Here is a 21,834-nt window from a genome sequence, read left to right as displayed (position 1 = left end):
GGGCAAGCCCCCTCGCCACAGGGTCAGTGTCAGGCATGAATTGAGTAATACACCCCCGGATTTTCGTGGGGGGTTTGGGGGGGCCGTTGGCCCTTGACTGTTGGTTAAACATGGAGAGATCAGGATGGTATTTTCATCCAACGTGTTCCTGTTTCTGTTCTTGCCGATCTTTCTCGGCTTGTACTACTTGAGCGGGCAACGCTATCGCAACTTGCTGCTGCTGATCGCCAGCTACGTGTTCTACGCCTGGTGGCGTGTGGACTTCCTTGCGTTGTTCGCAGCCGTCACGCTGTGGAACTACTGGATCGGCCTGAAAGTTGGCGCCGCTGGTGTCCGGACCAAACCGGCCCAGCGCTGGCTGCTGCTCGGCGTCGCGGTGGACTTGTGCATCCTGGGCTACTTCAAGTACGCCAACTTCGGCGTGGAGAGCATCAACGCGATGATGACCTCGGTCGGTCTGTCGCCGTTCATCCTGACCCACGTACTGTTGCCGATCGGGATCTCGTTCTACATCTTCGAGTCCATCAGCTACATCATCGACGTTTACCGCGGCGATACCCCGGCCACCCGCAACCTGATCGACTTTGCCGCATTCGTAGCGATCTTCCCGCACTTGATCGCGGGCCCCGTGCTGCGTTTCCGCGACCTGGCCGACCAGTTCAACAACCGCACCCACACCCTCGACAAGTTCTCCGAAGGTGCCACGCGGTTCATGCAGGGTTTCATCAAGAAGGTGTTCATCGCCGACACCCTGGCGGTGGTCGCCGACCATTGCTTCGCCTTGCAGAACCCGACCACGGGCGATGCCTGGCTCGGCGCCCTGGCCTACACCGCACAGCTGTACTTCGACTTCTCCGGCTACAGCGACATGGCGATTGGCCTGGGCTTGATGATGGGTTTCCGCTTCATGGAAAACTTCAAACAGCCGTACGTCAGCCAGTCGATCACCGAGTTCTGGCGGCGCTGGCACATCAGCCTCTCCACCTGGCTGCGTGACTACCTGTACATCACCCTCGGCGGTAACCGTAAAGGCACGCTGATGACCTATCGCAACCTGTTCCTGACCATGCTGCTCGGTGGTCTGTGGCACGGCGCGAACATCACCTACATCGTCTGGGGCGCCTGGCACGGCATGTGGCTGGCAATCGAAAAAGCCATCGGCCTGAACACTTCGCCGCGCAGCTTCAACCCGATCCGCTGGGTCCTGACCTTCCTGCTGGTGGTCATGGGCTGGGTGATCTTCCGCGCAGAGAACCTGCACGTCGCCGGTCGCATGTACGGCGCAATGTTCAGCTTCGGCGAATGGTCGCTGTCGGAACTCAACCAGGCCAGCCTCACCGGTCTGCAAGTAGCAACCCTGGTGGTGGCTTACGTGACCCTGGCGTTCTTCGGCCTGCGTGATTTCTACACCAACCAGCCGCCGGTCAAGACCAAACCGGCGGTGAACATCGAAACCGACGGCCCGGCCGCGGCGACGCCTGGAATGATCAAAGCCGTACCGGGCGACAACCCGGCCAGCATCCACGAGCCGGGTTACACCGTCGGCGTTGAAGCGACTGTGCAACCGGCCTATTGGACCGCCGACTGGTCCCGTTACGTGATGCGCGCCCTGGTACTGCTGCTGTTCATTGCCTCGATTCTCAAACTCTCGGCGCAAAGCTTTTCGCCGTTCCTTTACTTCCAGTTCTGAGGGATCTGACCATGACCCGCTCATTACGCATCTTCTACATCGCGCTGTTCCTGGTGACCTTGCTGGTCCTGGGCGTGTGGTCGGTACGCAGCTTCTTCGGCTTCAGTACCAACGCCGATGCCACCGTGCTCAACGGGCGCTGGACCAAAGCCGTCGAGACGCACTATGACGACGAGTTCCCGATCAAGCGCCTGGGCACCAACCTTTGGGCCGCGCTGGATTTCAAACTGTTCAACGAAGGTCGTCCGGGCGTGGTGCTCGGTCGCGATCAGTGGCTCTACAGCGATGAAGAGTTCCACCCGATCGTCAACGAAGAGTTGAACTTGCAAGGCAACTACGCGCTGGTCGAAGGCGTGCGCCAGGAACTGAAAAAGCGAGGCGTGCAACTGGTGATGGCGATTGTTCCGGCCAAGACGCGTCTGTACCCGGAGCACCTGGGTGAAGTGAAGCCGGCGAGTATCCACACCAATCTGTACAAGGACTTCCACGCTCGCGTGGCGGCCGACAAGATCCTCGCCCCTGACCTGCTCGGCCCGCTGCAACAAGCCAAGCGCAACGGTCAGCAAGTGTTCCTGCGTACCGACACCCACTGGACCCCGGAAGGCGCACAAGTCGCTGCCCAGACCCTGGCCAAAACCATCGCCGACAAGGCTCCGCTCAGCGGCGAACCGCAAAACTTCGTCACTGAACCGGCGGAGAAGGTGACGCACAAGGGCGACCTGCGGTTGTTCCTGCCGCTGGACCCGCTGTTCGAAAACCTGATGCCGGCGCCAGAACCTTTGCAGAAGCGCAACACCGTGGCGGCCCAGGATCAACCGACCGGTGATGACGCGTTGTTCGCCAACACGGAAGTGCCGGTGGCCCTGATCGGCACCAGCTACAGCGCCAACCCTAACTGGAACTTCGTCGGTGCGCTGAAAGAAGCGCTGCACAGCGACGTGGTCAATTACGCCGAAGACGGCCATGGCCCGATTCTGCCGATGCTCAGCTACCTGAAAAGCGATGCCTTCAAGAACAGCCCGCCACAAGTGCTGATCTGGGAATTCCCTGAACGATATCTGCCTGTGAACAACGAAATCGGTGACGCCGACCCGCAGTGGGTCGCAGAGCTTAAACAAGCCGGCGCGCGCCAACAAAACGTAGCTGTAAACACCAAATCCGAGACGCCCGACCGGGCGCAAAACTGAAAGAGAGGTACACCCATGACTTTCACTACTACTCCTCGCCGTCTCGCCAAGACCTTCGCTCTCGTTGCCGGCATGAGCGTGCTCTCGATGCAGGCCTTTGCCGGTGGCGACGCTGCCCTCTACGGCCCGACCGCACCGAAAGGGTCAAGCTTCGTGCGGGTCTACAACGCCGGTAACGCTGAAGTCAGTGCTACAGTCGGCACCACCAACCTGAACGAAGTCGCGCCGCTGTCCAGCACTGACTTCAGCTTCATGCCGGGCGGCGACTACAGCGCCAAGGTCGGTAGCCAGACCTTGCCGGTGAAACTGGCCGGCGATCACTATTACACTCTGGTCAACAACGCCAGCGGCGCGCCACAACTGATCGAAGAGCCGCCGTTCAAGAACAAACAGAAATCCCTGGTACGCGTGCAGAACCTCAGCGACAAGGCCCTGACCCTGAAAACCGCCGACGGCAAGACCGATGTGGTGCCGAACGTGGCCGCCAAGGGCCGTGGCGAGCGTGAAATCAACCCGGTGAAAGTCAGCCTGGCGCTGTACGAAGGCGACAAGAAAGTCGGCGACGTGAAGCCGGTTGCCCTGGAACGCGGTGAAGCGGCGGTGCTGTACGTCACCGGCAACGGCAGCAGCCTGTCGCCAGTCTGGGTCAAGCGCCCGGTGTCGACGCGCTGATTAATTCATCAGGACGGTGATCACCCTGTAGCAGCTGGCGAAGCCTGCGTCCGACTGCGAAGCAGTCGCAATCCAAGCAACTCGGTCTTTCTGAATGACCGCATTGACGGGATTCACGACGACTACGTCGCCGAACGCAGCCTCGCAGGCTCGGCAGCTGCTACAGAATCGGTGAGCCGATCTGATTACGGAACAAAAACAAGAGTGAAACGACAGAACGTTCGTGGCTCTAACCAATCGATTTAAGGGAGTAACAACATGATTCCGGTGATCTTGTCAGGTGGTAGCGGCTCACGTCTTTGGCCGCTTTCCCGAAAGCAATTCCCCAAGCAATTCCTCGCCCTGACCGGCGAACACACGCTGTTCCAGCAAACCCTGGAACGCCTGGTGTTCGAAGGCATGGATACCCCGATCGTGGTCTGCAACAAGGATCACCGCTTCATCGTCAACGAGCAGCTGAGCGCCCGTAAACTGGAAACCCAGCGCATCCTGATGGAACCGTTCGGCCGTAACACCGCGCCGGCCGTGGCCCTGACCGCGATGATGCTGGTCAATGAAGGTCGCGACGAGTTGATGCTGGTGCTGCCGGCCGACCACGTCCTGGAAGACCAGAAAGCCCTGCAACGCGCCCTGGCCCTGGCCACTGTGGCGGCCGAGCGTGGCGAAATGGTGCTGTTCGGCGTGCCGGCGACCAAACCGGAAACCGGTTACGGCTACATCAAATCCACCAACGATGCCCTGCTGCCGGAAGGCGTCAGCCGTGTCTCGCACTTCGTCGAAAAACCCGACGTGAAACGCGCCACCGAGTTCGTCCAGTCCGGCGGTTATTTCTGGAACAGCGGCATGTTCCTGTTCCGCGCCAGCCGCTTCCTCGAAGAGCTGAAAAAGCACGATCCGGACATCTACGACACCTGCGTACTGACCCTGGAACGTAGCGTGCAGGATGCCGACACCATCGACATCGACTCCGCCACCTTTGCCTGCTGCCCGGACAATTCCATTGACTATTCCGTGATGGAAAAAACCCAGCGCGCCTGCGTCGTACCGCTGACCGCGGGCTGGAGCGATGTCGGTTGCTGGTCGTCGCTGTGGGAAGTCAATGAAAAGGACGCCAACGGCAACGTCACCAAAGGCGACGTGGTCATCCAGGACAGCAAAAACTGCATGATCCACGGCAACGGCAAACTGGTGTCGGTGATCGGCCTGGAAAACATCGTGGTGGTCGAAACCAAGGACGCCATGATGATCGTCCACAAGGACAAGGTCCAAGGCGTCAAACAGATGGTCAACACCCTCAACGAACAGGGCCGCAGCGAAACCCAGAACCACTGCGAAGTCTATCGTCCGTGGGGTTCCTACGACTCGGTGGACATGGGCGGTCGTTTCCAGGTCAAGCACATCTCGGTCAAGCCGGGCGCGTGCCTGTCGCTGCAGATGCACCATCACCGCGCCGAACACTGGATCGTGGTCAGCGGCACCGCTGAAGTGACCTGCGACGAAAACGTGTTCCTGCTCTGTGAAAACCAGTCGACCTACATCCCGATCGCCTCGGTACACCGTCTGCGCAACCCGGGCAAGATTCCACTCGAGATCATCGAAGTGCAATCGGGCAGCTACCTGGGCGAAGACGATATCGAGCGGTTTGAAGATATCTACGGTCGCTCCACCCCGATCGAGCGCGGCGTGTCGGTGAAAACCATCGCGCAGTAATCAATCAGCAAATCAAAAAGCCCTCGTCCAGCCCGCTGCGTTCCCTATCCGCAGCGGGTTGGGCGGGGGCTTTTTTACACATTCATGCAGCCTTACGGGTTGTGGCTGGTTTTCTATGCCAGCCACTGACCTTTATTGATCCTGGTATTTTGATCTCAAGTGTTCCATGAAACGCACTATCGATACTGTCAAGTAATGCTCGTGAACTCATTCTTCCCACCTGAACCGGACTGATTCCCGAGTTGCCTAACAGCAGCGCCTTCAATTCTTTCAGTGGGCCTTTAACCATTGGCACCGCGCCCAGGTCCGAAGAGTGTTTGGGATCGAGTACATCGGGAGAAGCAAAAAACTCTACCTTATCGAAATCTTTACCCAAGGCTGCCTCCAGCACCTTGTCATCCTCAAGATCGTATTCGGCAAAGTGTGTCATCGAGCCGAGAAACTTGCGTTCATTCACTTCTCCATTTATCGCCAGAAGAAAGAAGGTGAAGCCCATGTTCCCGGCCTTGGTCCAATCCTTTTCATTGGTATTGCCGCCCTTTCCGCCCAACGTCTTCAAGTTCTGGTGAACCAAAGAAAAGTTAGACGCGATTTCCATAAAGGGAGGTGTTTCGCCGCTGCTCCCGTAGACCGTGTAATGGCGCAAGGTAAAGTTCTGGGGCTTGGTCTTTTCAAGCACCGCAGGTGTTGCCTTTGCTGTTTTGAACTTCAGTTTGCCCTGAGTGATTGTGTTCATCATGTTGTAAGGAGTCACTCTGTCCGTATCGCTATAATTGTCCTTATACGATTCAAAAATCTCGATCGCTGTACGCACTGCCGAGTTGGATTTTGAGTTTTCACCCTGCTCGTCAAAGAACGTTAACGGGTTGTTTCGAACCATCCGATACAGGTTCAAGCCATCCACAGCGCCTGCCGGATCGGTACTCGCCCATCGCCGCAACCACGGTATGTAGTACCGGAAGCCATAGCAATAAAGCCCCGTGGCATCCTGTTCCTTGCCCGAATAACGAATGGTTTTATAGTCCACTTCAATCGCGTCGTACCACGCGGTCTCGCCAAAGGGATAAAAAATTTCCCGGCTGATGATTTGCGCGTCATCGGCCAGTTCCACGGTGCAGGAGCTCAGGTGATCGACCAGGGTGTAGCGGTACTGATCGTTGACACCGGACGGTGGCTCGCTGTCCCAATGCAACACCCGCACGGTGTTGAGGCCAGCCTGCGCGGTGATGACCTGCAACACCACCCCGGTGCCACTGTCGGTACGAAGTTCCAAGCCCTGCAAGTAACGCACTTCAGCTATCACGGTGCGAGCCCTGGTCTGCAACGCGCGGATTTTGCGCACCCGCTGGCCAGCGCCATCGTAAAAATAGCACTCACCGTCATTGCGTCGGGAGGCGCGTTCCACCGGGCTGACCGAGCGCAATTGATTGCGCAGATCCCAGGTCAACAACCGTCCCTGGTCCAACTCCAGCAAATTACCTTTGGCGTCGAATGCGGCGGCGATGTCCTCTTCCGCGGGCGGCACGCCGTTGCGCCAGGGCAGGCAGCGATTGCTGTAGCGGGCAGCTTTCAAATCGCGCCCATGTTTTTGCGCGCCGATGTGGGTCACCTTCAGCAGATTGCTGCCCTCGTCATAGTGGTAAATCTGCCGATAGTTGCTAACCGCCGCCGGATCGGTGCGACCAACCGACTCGGGTCCTTGATCGGGACCGCCCGCTTCCCAGCCAAAGGCTTCGATCAACTGGTACAGGCTGTTGTAGATGAAGCGACTGATCGGGTCGATGCGCTGGTTGGCGAAGTAGCGCACGGGCAGGGCCTTGTCCTCGATGCTCAAGACATTGCCCATCCGGTCATAGTCGTAGATTAGATGCTGCAACATTCGGGCACTGGCATCCTGTGCCCGACGCTCCATCAACAAACCGTCTTCGGGTCGATAGGCCAGCGTCGTCCGCACCCCGTTACCCGCGACCTCCTCTTCGACTTGCCCTTGGGCGCTGTAGCGGATCTCGCTGACCAACGTTTGCCAAATGGATTGATCCTTCAATTGCAGTCGGCTTTCGCGCAATCGGCCATCGACGGTCAGAGCGAAAGTCTGACGATTACCCTTGGCATCGGTCTGTTCCAGCACATCACCCAACGGGCCGAAACGCCACTTGGACGTCGCCCCAGTCCCCGGTTCGAGCAGCCGTCGGCGATCATCAATCGATTCCGGCCAATCGGGGGTTACCGGCTCAAGGGTGAAGTGGCGGGTGTTTTCGATGCCTTCACCGCTGATCGCAAACGAGTCGAACAGTACGCTGCCCGCCGGGTCGTCATGGCGAATCAGTTTGCCGTACTGGTTAAGGTCCTGATGACCCTGGCCCGGGTAGCCATAAGCAAAGCGCTCGACACAGCGACGGGGCTCCACGGCGCCCTGTTCGAACACCGCCACGGGCCGCAGCAAATCGTCATATTCGACCTCGCGACGTGTTTCGCGGCTGTCCCAGTCCGACAACACTTCGTCGGCCAGACCGCGCAGGGTGATCTGCGTTCCGGCATCAACGCTGTCCGTGCGCAACGCGTTCCCGGACAGCGAATACACCGTGATCAAATTGGGAGGGGTCAGGGGATCGCCTTCTTGCAGCGCCCATAACCGCGGATCCCACTGTTTGACTGCACGTCCTGCGCCATTGTGAGCAGTGCGATTGATGCGGACCTCAGCGGGCAGGTTTTCGATGGCGCGCCAGTAATCTACCAAGCGAATCGACAGGCCGCGCGGATCGAAGATCCTCAGTGTGGGCGTCTTGTGGTGCATTTCCATCGCCTCTGTCCATCGAATAACAGCCCCGTCGGCCAATGTCTTCTAACGTTTCAAGAACATGGCTGGCTACTGTCAGAAATTACAGTACCGACCAACGGTACAACCCCTTGCTCACCGAATATCCATTCTCGTGCCCCTTCGGTAGGATGTCGGTTATCCGTTCATGGAGCGTTCAAACATGTTCATCGGCGTCCTGCTGGTCATCACCTGGCTGATCCTGCTGCTGCGCTACCCGGCCAAGGCCGTGCCGGTTTCCGTGGCGGCCGCTGTCGGATTGGGCCTGGTGGCGACGTGGGTGTTCTGGATGGACAACCGCGAAATCAAGCAACTGGCACGCCTTGAGCTGCGCATCACTTACGCACCCGAGCACTGCCCTGCAGATCGGCCATTGAAGCTCACGATGAAAAACGGCAACGACGTGCCACTGATCGAGTTGCGCTGGCGCATCGCGGCGTATGCGCCGGGCGATACGGTGAACCTGGCCGACAATCAATACGCCGCGCCACGTTATCGCGGCCCCGGCGAATTGCAGGCCGGCGGCAGTTGGGAAGACTGCTTGCCGCTACCGCCCTTGCGCCCCGGCTACCGCCCGCAAACCCTGGAATTTCGCGCTGAACGGTTGCAGGGTAGTTTCTCCGACTGATCCCCCTTTTTCTTTTGCACAAGGACCGCGCCATGCCTGTTGCGTTGATTACCGGTTGCTCCAGCGGCATTGGCCGCGCACTTGCCGACACCTTCAAAAATGCCGGTTACGAAGTCTGGGCCAGTGCCCGCAAGGCTGAAGACGTGGCAGCCCTCACCGCCGCCGGTTTCACCGCCGTGCAGCTGGACGTTAACGATGGCCCGGCCCTCGAACAGCTGAGCGAGCGGATCAACCAGCAACGCGGCGGCCTCGATGTGCTGATCAACAATGCCGGTTATGGCGCCATGGGGCCGCTGCTCGATGGCGGCGTGCCGGCCATGCAGCGCCAGTTCGAAACCAACGTGTTTGCGATTGTCGGCGTCACTCGCGCAATGTTCCCGGTACTGCGTCGCGCCCGGGGGCTGGTGGTGAACATCGGCAGCGTTTCCGGGGTTCTGGTCACGCCGTTTGCCGGTGCCTACTGCGCCTCGAAAGCCGCCGTGCATGCCTTGAGCGATGCGCTGCGCATGGAGCTGGCGCCGTTCGGCGTGCGGGTCATGGAAGTTCAGCCCGGTGCTATCGCGTCCAGCTTCGCGAAGAATGCCGGCCACGAAGCCGAGCAACTGATCACCGAACAATCACCGTGGTTTCCGCTGCGTGAAGGTATTCGTGCACGGGCCAAGGCCTCTCAAGATAAACCAACGCCGGCCAGTGAATTTGCCGCCGGTTTGCTCAAGGCTGTGCAGCAGAGCAAACCACCGCGTCTGGTGCGTTTGGGTAACGGCAGCCGGGCGTTGCCATTGATGGCGGGGTTATTGCCAAAAGGGTTGCTGGAGTCGGGGTTGATGAAGCGGTTCGGGTTGCGCGGGCAGCTCTGAGACCGCGAAGGCGTCAAAACACACTTTCAGACTTTCAGGAAACAGCATGACCGACTACACCGAATACTTTGACGAAGTGATCCAGGCCCACGTAGCCATCGAGCAATGGTTGGCCGAGGAACGGGACGAGGCCGAGCTTGAGCAATTGCTGACGCGTTTTTCGCCGCAGTTTTCCATGGTCTCGCCGTTGGGCCGGGTGCTGGATTTCGAGGCGTTGAATGAATTGTTTCTGTTGGCGGGCGGGAAGAAGCTCGGGTTCAGGATTGAGCTCAGCGAGCTGCGAGGTGTCGCGCTGTATGACGGTGGCGCAGTGGTCAGTTACCGCGAGCAACAGACCGATGCGACGGGGCTGCATTCTGATCGGCGGTCCTCGGCGGTGTTTGAGAAACAGGCCGATGGCAAGGTGGTTTGGCGGCATTTGCATGAGACGTTTTGCCAAGGCTGACACGGCCACTTTTTGTGGCGAGGGGGCTTGCCCCCTCGCCACAGGTTATTCGCCAGCCGGGGGGTTCACCACCACCGTACACGTAATCCCCGCCGCCAACAGCACGCCCTCCGGCACTTCATCAATGTGAATCCTTACTGGCACCCGCTGCGCCAGACGCACCCAGTTAAAGGTCGGGTTCACATCAGCGATCAGCTCGCGACTCTCCGGGTTATCGCGGTCGTAGATGCCGCGAGAAATACTTTCCACGTGGCCCTTGAGCACTTCGCCGCTCATCAGTTGCATGTCGGCTTTATCGCCCACGCGAACATGCGGCAGTTTGGTTTCTTCGAAGAAGCCATAAACCCAGAACGAATTCATGTCGACCACCGCCATTTTCGCTTCGCCGATGCGCGCATAGTCACCGCGATGGACGTTGAGGTTGGTGACGTAGCCGTCCACCGCCGCCCGCACTTCGGTGCGTTGGAGGTTCAGTTCGGCGGCTTCCAGTTGCGCTTGCGCGTTCTGGTAATCGGCCAGGGCCGAGTCGGCGATGTTGGTGGCGTCGTCGCGGTTTTCCCTGGAGATCACCAGGTTGTCGAGGTCGGCGCGGCGATGGGCGTTGACCTTGCGCATCTCCCACGTGGCCTTGCGCGAGGCCACCAGGCTCTGCGCCTGTTTCACCGCGAGGCGGTAATGCTCGGGGTCGATGCGCATCAGCAAGTCGCCCTTTTTCACCAACTGGTTGTCGCGTACCGGCACCTCCACCACCTCACCGGTCACGTCGGCGGCGACGTTGATGATGTCGGCGCGCACCCGGCCGTCACGGGTCCAGGGCGTGTTCATGTAATGCACCCACAAGGTCCGGCCGATCCACAGGGCAAGGGCCAGCACCAGCAAGGTCGCGAGCAGGCTGAAAAGCTTTTTCATCAAGGCCTTCTTCAGTGATAGAGAGTCAACGGTAGACAGTCAGCGCCAAGGCGCCGAACAGACAGGTAAACAGGCTCAGGCGCAGCAGCGCCGGGTGCCAGAAGAAACGGTACAGATCGAACCCGGACAAGAACCGGTCAAGGGCCCAGGCCAGCGCCGCCGCAATGAAAAACATCAGGGTCATGGTCGGCATGTACACGCCGTGGAAGGCGATTTCACGAGGCATGTTCAAGTCCTTGGGGCTTGGCAGTGGTGTATGAAGCCAGCGGCGATTGCGGGTCGAGCAACGAGGTGCGGATGAAGTGCAGGTAACTCTTCACCCGGCGTAATGCGGAGGTATCAAAGTGCGGCGCAAAGGGTTCGTCGGTGGCCTGCACGCGGCCGATCGCGTGGTCGACGGCGACCAGCGCCCGCTCCAGATTGCTCTGGCCCGGTTGCAGAAACAGCCGCACCAGCGAACGCCCCATCACCCGGATGGACTGGCGCCACGGCTGGGATTCGGCATACGCCGGGTGCACCGGCAGAATCGCTTGTTCCTTACGCAGTTCGATAATCGCGTGGCCAACTTCCAGCACCACCAACATCCAGCGCAACAAGTCCCGCTGCACCTGCGGCTGTCCTGCGGCGAGGCCATAGGCCTGATGCAGCAAGTCCCGCGTACGGCTTTCGAAACTCGACGCCAGCCCTTTGAGTTTGCCGCTGATGGCGTACACCACTTGCCCGCGCAAGTCCTGCTCCAGCCGCCGCCACAACCAGCGGCTGTTGGGTGGCAGAATGATTGCCCCGGCCGCCGCGCACACCAGCATGCCCATGACCATGGCGATGTAGTCGTTGATAAAGGCGTAAGGGTTGTAGACCGTAAGGTTGTCCGGCACCGAACCGGTGCTGAAGAAGATCAGCAACCCCAGGCCGACACCGGCGTATTGCGGCCGAGAAGTGAGGAACGAGCCGAGCACGATCACCGGCGCGAGCATCACGCAAAGCAATGGAAAACCGTCGATCCAGGGAAAGATGAAAAACATCTCGACGAAGCCGATCAGCGCCCCGAGCAAGGTCCCGCAGGCCATCTGAAAGGCCATGCGCTTGGGGTTTGGCGTCGCGGCTGACAGGCCGACTGTGGCGGCGGCGATCAGGGTCATGGTCGCCCCGCTCGGCCACGCGGTGGCCACCCAATAGCTGCCGAGCACCACAAGGATGAACGCGGCGCGAATCCCCGACGCGGCCGAGGCCAGCCAATTGGTTTGCGGGGTGAAGGGTTCGTCCCAACGCTCCCGTTCGTGGCTGTGATCGGCCAGGGACGCGTGGGTCTGTGCATAACTGTGCAAGTCGTCGACGAAGCGATAAAGCAGTTCGTAGGCGGTGTGAAAATCCAGCTGCTCGGCGTCGCTCGGATCGTTCTCCTGAAAGCTCGCCCGCAGCTTGCGCACCCGCGCCGGCAAGTTGTCCTTATAGGTCGCCAAGGCGCTGGTCAGGCGAGCGGCATCAGGGCTGGTCAGCGCACGGCCGCTGAAACCGTCGAGCACTTCGGCCAAGTCCTGCAACCCTGGTTTGATCGCCGCGACAACATGATCGGCGCCACTGCTGCGCAGGCGCTCGAGCAACTGATGCAGGGCATTGAAGCGCGTGGTGACGCCCATGAATTCGCTGTTCAAGCGACTGAGCCGCCCATTGCGCCGACGCATGTGCGGGTCTTCGAACACCGTGACACTGCGCAGTCCTTCCAGGCCCACCGCTTCGGCGATGAACCGAACGTTGCTTGCTTCAAACGCTTCGCGCCGACTGCGACCGCGCAAGCCATCAGTGACGAACAACGCAAACACACCGAAGCGTTGATACAACGCATTGCGCATCGCCGCACTGGCGGTTTGCGGCAGGATCGCGGCGCTGACCAGCGTCGAGCAGAGAATCCCCAGAGAGATTTCCAGCACTCGCCAGACCGCAGCCATGAATGCGCCGTCCGGGTGAGCCAGAGCGGGCAGCCCAACCATCGCCGCCGTATAACCGGCGAGCACAAATCCATAGGCGCGAAAGTTGCGACAACGCGCTGCGCCAGCCGTGCACAGGCCGACCCAGATCGCCAGCGAGCCGAGGAACAGTTCGGTGTTCTGCGCGAACAAGGCAATCAGCGCGACCATCACCGCCGACCCGGCCAACGTGCCGAGAAAGCGATAGAAACTCTTGGCGAACACCTGGCCGCTTTGCGGTTGCATGACGATGAACACGGTGATCATCGCGGTGCGCGGTTGCGGCAATTCAAGACGCATGGCCAGCCACAGCGTGAGGAATGCGGCGAACAGCACCTTGAAAATGTAGACCCAGGTCACGCCGTCGCTGCGCGCCCAGTCGAAGAACCCCCGGCGCCATTCAAGGGAATACAGCCAGCGCAAAGGTGCGGGCAAGGGAGTCATGAAATTTTGCTCAATGGTCTAGGGCTTGAGGAACTGTGGGTGTGCCTGAAACGTCGTGCTCACTTCAAAAGGCTCGGGGTTTTCGGGGGCAGGGTTTTCTCGGCACTCGGGACGTCGTCGCCAGCGCCAAGGCCTCCGCCCAAAGCAGTCACCAGCTCAGCATGAGCACTCAACCGCGCAGCCTGAACCTGCTGCTGCACTTGCTGTTGCTTGAACAGCAAAGTCTGCGCATTGAGTACGTTGAGGTAATCGGTGAGCCCACGTTGATAGGCGATCATCGCGATGTCGTAGGTCTTCTGCGCCGTGGCCACCGATTCGGCGGCGAACGTTTGCTGCTTGTCCATCGACTCGCGGCGGATCAACTGGTCGGAGATGTTCTTCAGCGCATTGACCAGCGTCTGGTTGTATTTGGCCACGGCGATGTCATAACCGGCCGAGGCTTCACCCAGCTCGGAACGCAAGCGGCCGCCGTCAAAAATCGGCAATGTAATCGCAGGTCCCACGCTGTAGTTGAGCTTCTTGCCGGTCAGGAACTCCAGCGCACCGCCGCCAGTGGCCATGTAACCGAGGCTGCCGACCAGATCGACGTTGGGGTAGAAGCCTGCGTGAGCGACATCGATGCCCCGCGCCTGGGCCGCCACTTGCCAGCGACTGGCAACCACGTCCGGGCGTTGACCGAGCAATTGCGCCGGCAGCGACGACGGTAACTTCAGCGCCGCCCCCAACGACAACGTCGGCCGTTGCAACTGCGCGCCCTCCCCCGGGCCCTTACCGGCCAAGGCTGCGAGCTGATTACGGCTGAGGGCGATTTCTTCGTCCAGCGCATCGAGTTGGCGATGGGTTTCCGGTAGCGGCGTTTCGGCCTGGCTGACTTCGAAGTGCGTGCCGATGCCACCGTCCAGGCGTTTTTGCGCCAGGTCGAGGATTTGTTGTTGCTGCTTCAAGGTGGCCGCGACGATGTCCCGTTGCGCGTAATGCAACGAGAGTTCGATGTAGGCGCGCACGATGTTGTTCTGCAATTCGAGCTGGGCCTGCCGTGCTTCGGCAGCGCTCATGTGCGCCATGTCCACCGCTCGCTCGGTGGCGTTGCTTTCGCGCCCCCAGAGGTCGAGGGCATAGCTGAAGCCCAGCGCGGCGTTGTTGTCCCAAGTGGTGGTGTTGGCCAACTCACCGGGGCCGTAGAACTGATCGGTGGGCCAGTTGTGGCGTTTGAGGGTCGACTGGCCATTGATCTGCAGCGACTCGGCGGACTCGGCGATACCCGCCATGGAACGGGCCTGACGCACTCGCGCGGCGGCCATGGCCATGTTCGGACTGTCTTGCAGGGCGAGGGAGATCCAGCGGTTCAGTTGCGGGTCGCCGTAGGCCTGCCACCATTGGGCGGTGGGCCAGTGAGCGTCCCGGGCGGCGCTCTGGATGGCTTCGTCGGTGGCCAGTGAATTGGCCTCCAGTGCCTTGCCTTGTGGGGCAATACCGCCGGTTCCGATGCAGCCGCTGATTGCCAGGGTTAAAGCCAAAACACTGAGCGTCTTGAGCGCTCTGTTGATGCGACGCGGCACTGCTGCAAATTCCTGAAAGGGGGGAGAGTCACGAGATCCTGTAGGAGCCGGCTTGCTGGCGATGGGAACGCCGCGGTCTATCTGAAGACCGCAGTGATGCCATCGCCAGCAAGCCGGCTCCTACAGTCGGCGCAATTCTAGGGGTGGGCCTTGTTGGCGATAAGCCGGGATTCTTGTGAATCTTTGTTACCGTTAACGAGATAATCCCTTGGTCGGGGTCTCAGTCTCTGAAACTTCGTGTCACAATTTGCCATCCGCCAAGAGAGCACCCCATGGACACTTTGCAAAACATGCGCGCCTTCAGTTACGTGGCCGAGGCCGGCAGTTTCACCGCCGCCGCCGTACAACTGGACACCACCACGGCCAACGTCTCGCGCGCGGTCTCCAACCTGGAGGCCCACCTGCAAACCCGCCTGCTCAACCGCACCACCCGGCGCATTGCCTTGACCGAAGCGGGCAAGCGCTATCTGTTGCGCTGCGAGCAGATCCTGGCCTATGTCGAAGAAGCCGAAGCCGAGGCCAGCGACGCCCACGCGCGCCCGGCCGGGCAACTCAAGGTGCACACCATGACCGGCATCGGTCAGCACTTCGTGATCGACGCCATCGCTCGCTACCGCAAGACCCACCCCGACGTGACCTTCGACCTGACCATGGCCAACCGTGTGCCGGACTTGCTCGACGAGGGCTACGACGTGTCCATCGTGCTCGCCAGCGAACTGCCCGACTCGGGCTTCGTCTCCCAGCGTTTGGGCATCACCTACAGCATCGTTTGCGCATCGCCCGCCTATGTAAAAGCCAACGGCTGCGCGCAGAAGCCCAGCGACTTGCTCAATCACATGTGCTTGCGCCTGGTGAGCCCGGTGATCCCGCTGGAAAAGTGGGCTTTCGATGGCCCCGAAGGCCAGGAAATGGTCACCATCAACAGCTCACCGTTCTTGGTGAACTCCGCTGACGCGATGAAGACAGCGATCACCAGCGGCATGGGGGTTGGGGTGTTGCCGGTGTATGCGGCGATTGAAGGGCTGCGCAACGGTACGCTGGTGCGGGTGATGCCAAAGTACCGCTCGCAGGAATTGAATCTGTACGCGATTTACCCATCGCGGCAGTATCTGGACGCGAAGATCAAGACCTGGGTCGAGTACTTGCGTGGATCGTTGCCGGAGATTCTGGCGGCGCATCAGGCGGAATTGGCGGCGTATGAATTGAGCGGCAGCTTGGGCGGGGCTCGGCTGGCGAACTGATTTCACGGTCCTACAGACGCGGTGGTTTTTGGGGAGGTTTCCGACAAGTTTTGGCGGTTGTAGCGTCGGAAGCGAAGTGGGTAGGCTTTGTGGGTCGCTGGCAATTCAGCGATCGGGCCTGGAAAACCCGAAGTATAGGATCACAGCAAATGACATAATGCGGCGCTTTTGTAGCTCCACAGTTATGGCGGCTGTGCGTGGGAGACCTTCGGGTCTGCCGGGTTTGATCCTTTACCGGTTTTTCCAGTCCGCGTACAGCTGCCACCCTTTGTCTGGAAAACGAAAAAGTGGCAGCTCCTCAACTTTAAGGATCTTTGCCATGTTTAAAGCCACACCGAATCCGCCTCAGGCGGACGACACTTCCCCCTACGAATCCCTCGATTCCAAGAAACTCAACGAAGCCGCCGAACGCGCGCTCGACCACTACCTCAAGCCTCCACCCAAACAACCCGAAGGCCGCAAACCAAGCAGGATGTTTCAGGTCGCCCCGGACATGGACAACGAAAGCCTGCTGGCCCATGTCTGCGAATCCCTGGCCTCGGCCAGCGTCATGACCAGCGACATTGCCGCCTATGTCGACGCCCCGCAGCGGCACACGCTCCTGGCGATCCAGCAAGTCATCATGCTGGCCGAACTGGCGGTGAACCGGGTGCTGGATAACGTCGACGTACCGAAGCCCGCGCCACACAGCTGACCCCCTGTAGGAACGACCTGTGGCGAGGGGGCTTGCCCCCGTTGGGCTGCGAAGCAGCCCCAAAATCTCTGGTGGTCCAAAGATATTGTGAGTGCTACGCACTCAAACGGGGGCAAGCCCCCTCGCCACAGGTCGTTCCTACAGTTTTGGATGGCGTACACCCTCGCATAATGTCCGCGAAGAATGTTAGCTTGCTTGGCAATCTCCACGCCCGACGAGCCCCTCTCCAATGAAAAAAACCGTCCTCGCCTTCAGCCGCATCACTCCGCCCATGATCGAACGCCTGCAACAGGATTTCGACGTGATCGTGCCGAATCCGAAAAACGGCGACATCGCCGCCCAGTTCAACGAAGCCCTGCCCCACGCCCACGGCCTGATCGGCGTTGGTCGCAAACTCGGCCGGGCGCAACTGGAGAACGCCAGCAAACTGGAAGTGGTGTCCAGCGTCTCCGTCGGCTACGACAACTATGACCTCGCCTACTTCAACGAACGCGGGATCATGCTCACCAACACCCCCGACGTGCTCACCGAAAGCACCGCCGACCTGGCCTTCGCCCTGCTCATGAGCAGTGCCCGCCGCGTCGCCGAGCTGGACGCCTGGACCAAGGCAGGCCAATGGCAAGCCACCGTCGGTGCACCGTTGTTCGGCAGCGATGTGCATGGCAAAACCTTAGGCATCGTCGGCATGGGCAACATCGGCGCGGCCATTGCCCGTCGTGGTCGACTGGGCTTCAACATGCCGGTCATCTACAGCGGCAACAGCCGCAAGACCGCACTGGAACAGGAACTCGGCGCACAGTTCCGTAGCCTGGATCAACTGCTGGCCGAAGCCGATTTCGTCTGCCTGGTGGTGCCGCTCAGCGAAAAAACCAGGCACCTGATCAGCCACCGCGAACTGGCACTGATGAAACCGAGCGCCATTCTGGTGAACATCGCCCGTGGCCCGGTGGTAGACGAGCCGGCGCTGGTCGAAGCGCTGCAAAACAACCGGATTCGTGGCGCCGGGCTGGACGTTTACGAGAAAGAACCACTGGCTGAATCACCGCTGTTCCAACTGAAAAACGCCGTGACCCTGCCGCATATCGGCTCGGCCACGCACGAAACCCGCGAAGCCATGGCCAACCGTGCGTTGGCCAACTTGCGCAGTGCCTTGTTGGGTGAAAGACCGCAGGATCTGGTGAACCCACAAGTGTGGAAAGGCTGATCAAAAAGGGCGGGTGTTTTAAACACCTGCCCGCTCTCGGCATATTGTCGACTTCATATTGCCGTTGCTGATTTATATCGCTATCAGAATCGAGCGCTGAGTTGTTCAGCGCTCGGTCAAAGCATCAGGCCAATTTGCCGCTTCCCTGCACCATCGGTGCCTTGGGCTTACGAAACACCAGCACATTGCCCAACATCACCAGCACCAACCCCACCAATGCCGGCGCCGTCCATTGATAGCCCTCGGCAAACGCCGACACATTCAGCGCCACCACCGGGAATAACACGGTGCAATACGCCGCCCGCTCCGGCCCCATGCGCCCGACCAGCGTCAGGTAGGCGGTGAAGCCGATCACCGAGCCCGGAATCACCAGGTACAGCAACGAGCCGATGTAACGGGCGTTCCATTCCATGTCGAACGGGATGCCTTTGACCAGGCACCACACCGACAACATCGCTGCGCCATAAGCCATGCCCCAGGCATTGGTGGTCAGGGGTTTCAGGCCGGCCCTCTGCTGCAGACTCGACAGCATGTTGCCCGCCGAGAAGCACAAGGTTCCGAGCAACGCCAGAGCCAACCCGAGCAAGGTTTCCGGGCTGGCGGTATGACCGGCCAGCTCCGGCCAGAACAACAGGCCCAAGCCGAGCAAGCCCAACGCGCCGCCCATCAACACGTTGCGGGCGATTTTCTGGCCGAAGAACACCCGCGCATTGAAGGCGTTCCACAACGTGGCGGTGGAAAACACCACGGCGACCAGACCGCTGGGGATCCACTGGCTGGCGGTGAGGAAGCACATGAAATTGATACAGAACAGGCACAGCCCCTGCGCCAGGCAAATCAGATGCCCACGACGGTTCATCACTTGCAGACGCCGGCTAAGCAACAACATCACGAACAGCACCAGCGCGGCGAGGCCGAAGCGATAGACGATCGACACCGGAATCGCCACCACGCCCAATTGCCATTTCAAGGCAATCCAGGTGGTGCCCCAGATCAATACGGTCAGCAGGTATAGCGAGAGGTTCATGGTGAAGACTCCTGAATAGGCCTTCAGTGTCCGGCGCGCCCCCCTTTTTCACTTGCATAAACTTGCGCTTTTGTCGGCCCGCAGGCTGGCAGGCCAGCGTCTACGGAGTAGGATGCAAGGCGTTGGAGAGAACCGATCATGGCCGCACTGGAAACGTTGCAAGTCTTTCAAGCCCTCAACCGCTCGCCCAATGCTCGCCTGGAGCACAGCGCCGAGCTCGGTGACGGCATGGCTGCGGCTTTGTGGAGCAACCACCATGACGCCCAGGACTACGAAGCGCCGAGCCATCACACTTTGTCGTGCTACATCGCCGGCGGCACCGGCACCTTTCGCCGCGACCAACCCGGCACCAAGGGCGGCCCGGACAAGCTGTGCATTCTGCCGGCCGACCATCAGTCAGGCTGGGTGATCAACGGCGACATTCGCCTGGCCCACCTGTATTTCAGCCCCGAACAATTTGCCCTTGGTTGCGTCACGTTGCTGGATCGCGAGCCACGGGAATTGCAGTTGCGCGAGCGCACGTTCCTCGAAGACCCGCAGCAAGTACGGCACTTTCGGCAGTTGATCAGCCTCAACTGGGACGAACCCGGCGAACGCCTGCTCACCAGCAGCCTGGCCCACGAGATGCTCAGCCACGCCTTGCTCAGCCAGGTTGGTGTGCGTCAGGGCCTGCGCCTCAAGGGTGGATTGGCGGCGCATCAGCGGCGGCAACTGGTGGAGTTCATCGACAGTCAGTTGGCGGAGGCGATCAGCCTTGGGCAATTGGCGAGCTTGTGCGCGCTGTCGGAATATCACTTTGCGCGGATGTTTCGTGTGAGCTTCGGCTTGCCGCCGCATCAGTATGTGTTGGCGCGGCGTCTGAGGCGCGCGCGGGAGTTGTTGCGCGCATCGTCGCAGCCGTTGGGGGAGATTGCGCTGGCGTGCGGGTTTGCCAGTGCGAGCCATTTCACCAACCGGTTTCGACAGGCGTTGGGTGGGACGCCTGGGGAGTATCGGCGGGCGTTTTTACGCTAGAACAAAGAGTAAAAGATCACAGCCTTCGGCAGCTCTCGCGCCAGAAACAAAACGGGCCTGCAATCGCAGGCCCGTTTTAATCAGGAAGGTAAAAGGTGAATCAGGCCTCAGCCATTGAGCGCAGCCTGTTCGTTCTCGAGAAACTCATCCTCAAGCAGCGCATCGGCATGAGCGCCCCTATCGAACGGCACCACAGCGGCGCGTGGTTTGCCGCGTAATTTGCCAAACATATGCTCCAGCGCATGTTCAAGTTTTTCGGCTGCCCCGTCGATCGCCAGTTCCAGGGAGTCAGCTTTATGGGTAACGGAAATTGGTTGGTGGCCTTTTGGCCGCGCTTCCAGCTGGCAGCGCATGTCATGGGGACCAGGCTTGTCGCCGTTCTCGTCCCGCAGATGGACCTCGACGCGGGTCAGGTCCTCTTCATAACGTTCGAGCGTGCTCTCAATGGTAGTACGTACCCACTCCTCCAGTCGTTTACTGCTTTGAATATGGTTATCGCTATTGACTTGGATTTGCATAGTTCTTCCCTTATTTCAGCTAGCTCGCAAGAGGCGCATCGGCTGGCCCTTGGGCGTCATCACCGCAACCTCTTGGTTACACAATCGGTGTGTGCGCGGAACATTTCAACCCCTAAAAAAAGATAAATATTCATACGCAAAAAAAGCCGGACAACGAGCAAAAGCGCTGTTAATGTCGGGAGTTGGGTCGGCCCTGTCTTCAGTCACAAATGGTCACATCTGCCGCGCTCCCCAGCGGATGCAGGTCACGAAAAATCCCCGCCTCTTCCACCAGCCAGTCATGCACCGCGCGCACGCCCGGATGGCTCAGCGCACCCGGCGCGTAGAGCAGCACGTAGCGCTTGTGATTAGGCACCGCCAGGCCAAACGGCACGATCAGCGTGCCCCGTTCCAGCTCATCGTTAAGCAGCGTTCGCCGCGCAATCGCCACGCCCATCCCAGCAATCGCCGCTTCGATGGTCAGGTGATTGCGGTTGAAGGTGTGCCCGCGCCGCACGTCCGCGCCTTCGAAACCGATGGCATTGAGGTAAAACTCCCATTCCGCGTACTCGTAGCTACCGCGCCACGCGGTGATGTCATGCAACAACGGGAAGTGCATCAAGTCTGCCGGGCCGTGCAGCGGCGGCCGCCCTCGCAACAGGCTCGGGGCGCACACCGGAAATATCTGCTCGTCGAGCAAGGCTGTGGATAACAATCCGGGATAGCTGCCGTCATTCAGATCGATCGCCAGATCGAAATCTCCCTCGTGCAACGGCACGCTGCTGTCCTCCGCCACCAGGCGCAATTGAATGTCCGGAAAACGCTGCTGCAAACGCGGCAAACGCGGGGTCAGCCATTTGCTCAGGAACGAGGGAATCGAACGCACCCGCAAAATCCCGCTGATCATTCCCGCATCCAGTCGTCGCAATTCTGCGTCGATGCTGCCGTAAGCCTCGTTGACCGTAATGGCCAGGCGCTGGCCTTGCGCACTCAATTCCACACCACGAGCGCGACGGTGGAACAGGCGAAAACCCAGCCGCTCTTCCAGTTGCCGGATTTGCTGACTGACCGCACCCGGCGTGATGTGCAGTTCTTCGGCACAACGGGTGAACGACAGGTGCCGCGCGGCACAGGAAAACACGTGCAGCCAGACGTAAGTCTGGGCGTGCAATTGACGACTCATCGTTTAGTCCTGCTAAAGGCTGTCTTAGGAAGTTTCGTTGGTCACGTAGGACCGAGGTAGGCAGTATCGCCGACATTGCGCTTGGCCTACAAAA

Annotated in this window: 19 protein-coding genes; 11 read left to right on the top strand and 8 right to left on the bottom strand. The window is 60.0% G+C overall.

From position 1 onward, the window contains the following. The first annotated feature begins 124 nt into the window (after positions 1-124). The 4 genes from AC07VO_RS15250 (at position 125) to AC07VO_RS15235 (ending at position 5,259) form a co-directional block, all read left to right on the top strand. Complete coding sequence (locus AC07VO_RS15250) at positions 125-1,690, top strand: MBOAT family O-acyltransferase (RefSeq protein WP_018927131.1); 1,566 nt, start codon at positions 125-127, stop codon at positions 1,688-1,690. An 11-nt stretch (positions 1,691-1,701) separates the two neighbouring features. Further along, positions 1,702-2,877, top strand: a complete 1,176-nt coding sequence (locus AC07VO_RS15245; RefSeq protein WP_086944727.1) for an alginate O-acetyltransferase — start codon at positions 1,702-1,704, stop codon at positions 2,875-2,877. Positions 2,878-2,892: 15 nt separating this feature from the next. Beyond that, positions 2,893-3,549, top strand: a complete 657-nt coding sequence (locus AC07VO_RS15240) for an alginate O-acetyltransferase AlgF (protein ID WP_086944726.1) — start codon at positions 2,893-2,895, stop codon at positions 3,547-3,549. Positions 3,550-3,807: 258 nt separating this feature from the next. After that, positions 3,808-5,259, top strand: a complete 1,452-nt coding sequence (locus AC07VO_RS15235; RefSeq protein ID WP_064620199.1) for a mannose-1-phosphate guanylyltransferase/mannose-6-phosphate isomerase — start codon at positions 3,808-3,810, stop codon at positions 5,257-5,259. An 82-nt stretch (positions 5,260-5,341) separates the two neighbouring features. On the opposite strand, the gene AC07VO_RS15230 is transcribed toward AC07VO_RS15235, so the two are convergent. Next, positions 5,342-8,059, bottom strand: a complete 2,718-nt coding sequence (locus AC07VO_RS15230; RefSeq protein ID WP_086944725.1) for an RHS repeat domain-containing protein — start codon at positions 8,057-8,059, stop codon at positions 5,342-5,344. Between the two features lie 178 nt (positions 8,060-8,237). Between AC07VO_RS15230 and AC07VO_RS15225 the strand changes: the two genes are divergently transcribed. Genes AC07VO_RS15225 through AC07VO_RS15215 form a run of 3 tightly spaced genes read left to right on the top strand, consistent with a single transcriptional unit; the run spans position 8,238 to position 10,004 of the window. Further along, a complete protein-coding gene (locus tag AC07VO_RS15225) occupies positions 8,238-8,702 on the top strand; it encodes a hypothetical protein (protein ID WP_018927136.1) in 465 nt (154 codons plus the stop codon). Between the two features lie 32 nt (positions 8,703-8,734). Beyond that, a complete protein-coding gene (locus AC07VO_RS15220; RefSeq protein WP_064620202.1) occupies positions 8,735-9,559 on the top strand; it encodes an SDR family oxidoreductase in 825 nt (274 codons plus the stop codon). 46 nt (positions 9,560-9,605) lie between these two features. Further along, positions 9,606-10,004 (top strand): DUF4440 domain-containing protein, encoded by a 399-nt coding sequence (locus AC07VO_RS15215; RefSeq protein ID WP_018927138.1) that lies wholly within the window; start codon positions 9,606-9,608, stop codon positions 10,002-10,004. 45 nt (positions 10,005-10,049) lie between these two features. Here AC07VO_RS15215 and AC07VO_RS15210 read toward each other — a convergent pair whose 3' ends face one another. The 4 genes from AC07VO_RS15210 to AC07VO_RS15195 are packed head-to-tail and all read right to left on the bottom strand — an operon-like array spanning position 10,050 to position 14,880. Beyond that, positions 10,050-10,913: an efflux RND transporter periplasmic adaptor subunit gene (locus AC07VO_RS15210; protein WP_018927139.1), complete on the bottom strand. Its 864-nt coding sequence runs from the start codon at positions 10,911-10,913 to the stop codon at positions 10,050-10,052. 25 nt (positions 10,914-10,938) lie between these two features. Next, positions 10,939-11,139, bottom strand: coding sequence for a DUF1656 domain-containing protein (locus tag AC07VO_RS15205; protein WP_007896379.1), 201 nt, complete (start codon positions 11,137-11,139; stop codon positions 10,939-10,941). Beyond that, entirely contained in the window at positions 11,129-13,321 is a 2,193-nt protein-coding gene (locus tag AC07VO_RS15200) for an FUSC family protein (protein WP_086944724.1), read from the bottom strand. Before AC07VO_RS15200 ends, AC07VO_RS15205 begins: the two co-directional genes overlap by 11 nt. A 59-nt stretch (positions 13,322-13,380) precedes the next feature. Further along, the gene (locus AC07VO_RS15195; RefSeq protein WP_086944723.1) at positions 13,381-14,880 is read right to left on the bottom strand and encodes an efflux transporter outer membrane subunit; all 1,500 of its coding nucleotides are present in this window, start codon (positions 14,878-14,880) and stop codon (positions 13,381-13,383) included. A gap of 272 nt (positions 14,881-15,152) precedes the next feature. On the opposite strand from AC07VO_RS15195, the gene AC07VO_RS15190 reads away from it, so the two are divergent. The 3 genes from AC07VO_RS15190 to AC07VO_RS15180 all read left to right on the top strand — a co-directional run bounded on the left by AC07VO_RS15190 (position 15,153) and on the right by AC07VO_RS15180 (position 18,019). Then, entirely contained in the window at positions 15,153-16,121 is a 969-nt protein-coding gene (locus AC07VO_RS15190; protein WP_018927142.1) for a LysR family transcriptional regulator, read from the top strand. 319 nt (positions 16,122-16,440) lie between these two features. Then, positions 16,441-16,815, top strand: a complete 375-nt coding sequence (locus tag AC07VO_RS15185) for a DUF6124 family protein (protein WP_064620211.1) — start codon at positions 16,441-16,443, stop codon at positions 16,813-16,815. Between the two features lie 229 nt (positions 16,816-17,044). Beyond that, positions 17,045-18,019, top strand: a complete 975-nt coding sequence (locus AC07VO_RS15180) for a 2-hydroxyacid dehydrogenase (RefSeq protein ID WP_018927144.1) — start codon at positions 17,045-17,047, stop codon at positions 18,017-18,019. 124 nt (positions 18,020-18,143) lie between these two features. On the opposite strand, the gene AC07VO_RS15175 is transcribed toward AC07VO_RS15180, so the two are convergent. Next, entirely contained in the window at positions 18,144-19,046 is a 903-nt protein-coding gene (locus AC07VO_RS15175; protein ID WP_018927145.1) for a DMT family transporter, read from the bottom strand. A 138-nt stretch (positions 19,047-19,184) separates the two neighbouring features. Between AC07VO_RS15175 and AC07VO_RS15170 the strand changes: the two genes are divergently transcribed. Next, entirely contained in the window at positions 19,185-20,060 is an 876-nt protein-coding gene (locus AC07VO_RS15170; RefSeq protein ID WP_086944722.1) for a helix-turn-helix domain-containing protein, read from the top strand. Between the two features lie 107 nt (positions 20,061-20,167). Here AC07VO_RS15170 and AC07VO_RS15165 read toward each other — a convergent pair whose 3' ends face one another. Next, positions 20,168-20,578, bottom strand: coding sequence for an HPF/RaiA family ribosome-associated protein (locus AC07VO_RS15165; protein ID WP_064620217.1), 411 nt, complete (start codon positions 20,576-20,578; stop codon positions 20,168-20,170). A 199-nt stretch (positions 20,579-20,777) separates the two neighbouring features. After that, the gene (locus AC07VO_RS15160; protein ID WP_086944721.1) at positions 20,778-21,740 is read right to left on the bottom strand and encodes a LysR substrate-binding domain-containing protein; all 963 of its coding nucleotides are present in this window, start codon (positions 21,738-21,740) and stop codon (positions 20,778-20,780) included. Positions 21,741-21,834: the final 94 nt, after the last annotated feature.

Source organism: Pseudomonas sp. GW821-FHT03E01 (assembly GCF_059420765.1).
This window is presented reverse-complemented; position numbering and strand designations above follow the sequence as displayed.

Excerpts from the sequence above, each read along its gene's own strand:
- AC07VO_RS15215 (WP_018927138.1), top strand. The coding sequence starts at position 9,606 with ATGACCGACTACACCGAATACTTTGACGAAGTGATCCAGGCCCACGTA.
- AC07VO_RS15230 (WP_086944725.1), bottom strand. The coding sequence starts at position 8,059 with ATGGAAATGCACCACAAGACGCCCACACTGAGGATCTTCGATCCGCGC.
- AC07VO_RS15250 (WP_018927131.1), top strand. The coding sequence starts at position 125 with ATGGTATTTTCATCCAACGTGTTCCTGTTTCTGTTCTTGCCGATCTTT.
- AC07VO_RS15180 (WP_018927144.1), top strand. The coding sequence starts at position 17,045 with ATGAAAAAAACCGTCCTCGCCTTCAGCCGCATCACTCCGCCCATGATC.
- AC07VO_RS15190 (WP_018927142.1), top strand. The coding sequence starts at position 15,153 with ATGGACACTTTGCAAAACATGCGCGCCTTCAGTTACGTGGCCGAGGCC.
- AC07VO_RS15240 (WP_086944726.1), top strand. The coding sequence starts at position 2,893 with ATGACTTTCACTACTACTCCTCGCCGTCTCGCCAAGACCTTCGCTCTC.
- AC07VO_RS15165 (WP_064620217.1), bottom strand. The coding sequence starts at position 20,578 with ATGCAAATCCAAGTCAATAGCGATAACCATATTCAAAGCAGTAAACGA.
- AC07VO_RS15220 (WP_064620202.1), top strand. The coding sequence starts at position 8,735 with ATGCCTGTTGCGTTGATTACCGGTTGCTCCAGCGGCATTGGCCGCGCA.
- AC07VO_RS15210 (WP_018927139.1), bottom strand. The coding sequence starts at position 10,913 with ATGAAAAAGCTTTTCAGCCTGCTCGCGACCTTGCTGGTGCTGGCCCTT.
- AC07VO_RS15205 (WP_007896379.1), bottom strand. The coding sequence starts at position 11,139 with ATGCCTCGTGAAATCGCCTTCCACGGCGTGTACATGCCGACCATGACC.
- AC07VO_RS15175 (WP_018927145.1), bottom strand. The coding sequence starts at position 19,046 with ATGAACCTCTCGCTATACCTGCTGACCGTATTGATCTGGGGCACCACC.
- AC07VO_RS15185 (WP_064620211.1), top strand. The coding sequence starts at position 16,441 with ATGTTTAAAGCCACACCGAATCCGCCTCAGGCGGACGACACTTCCCCC.
- AC07VO_RS15200 (WP_086944724.1), bottom strand. The coding sequence starts at position 13,321 with ATGACTCCCTTGCCCGCACCTTTGCGCTGGCTGTATTCCCTTGAATGG.
- AC07VO_RS15235 (WP_064620199.1), top strand. The coding sequence starts at position 3,808 with ATGATTCCGGTGATCTTGTCAGGTGGTAGCGGCTCACGTCTTTGGCCG.
- AC07VO_RS15160 (WP_086944721.1), bottom strand. The coding sequence starts at position 21,740 with ATGAGTCGTCAATTGCACGCCCAGACTTACGTCTGGCTGCACGTGTTT.
- AC07VO_RS15170 (WP_086944722.1), top strand. The coding sequence starts at position 19,185 with ATGGCCGCACTGGAAACGTTGCAAGTCTTTCAAGCCCTCAACCGCTCG.
- AC07VO_RS15225 (WP_018927136.1), top strand. The coding sequence starts at position 8,238 with ATGTTCATCGGCGTCCTGCTGGTCATCACCTGGCTGATCCTGCTGCTG.
- AC07VO_RS15245 (WP_086944727.1), top strand. The coding sequence starts at position 1,702 with ATGACCCGCTCATTACGCATCTTCTACATCGCGCTGTTCCTGGTGACC.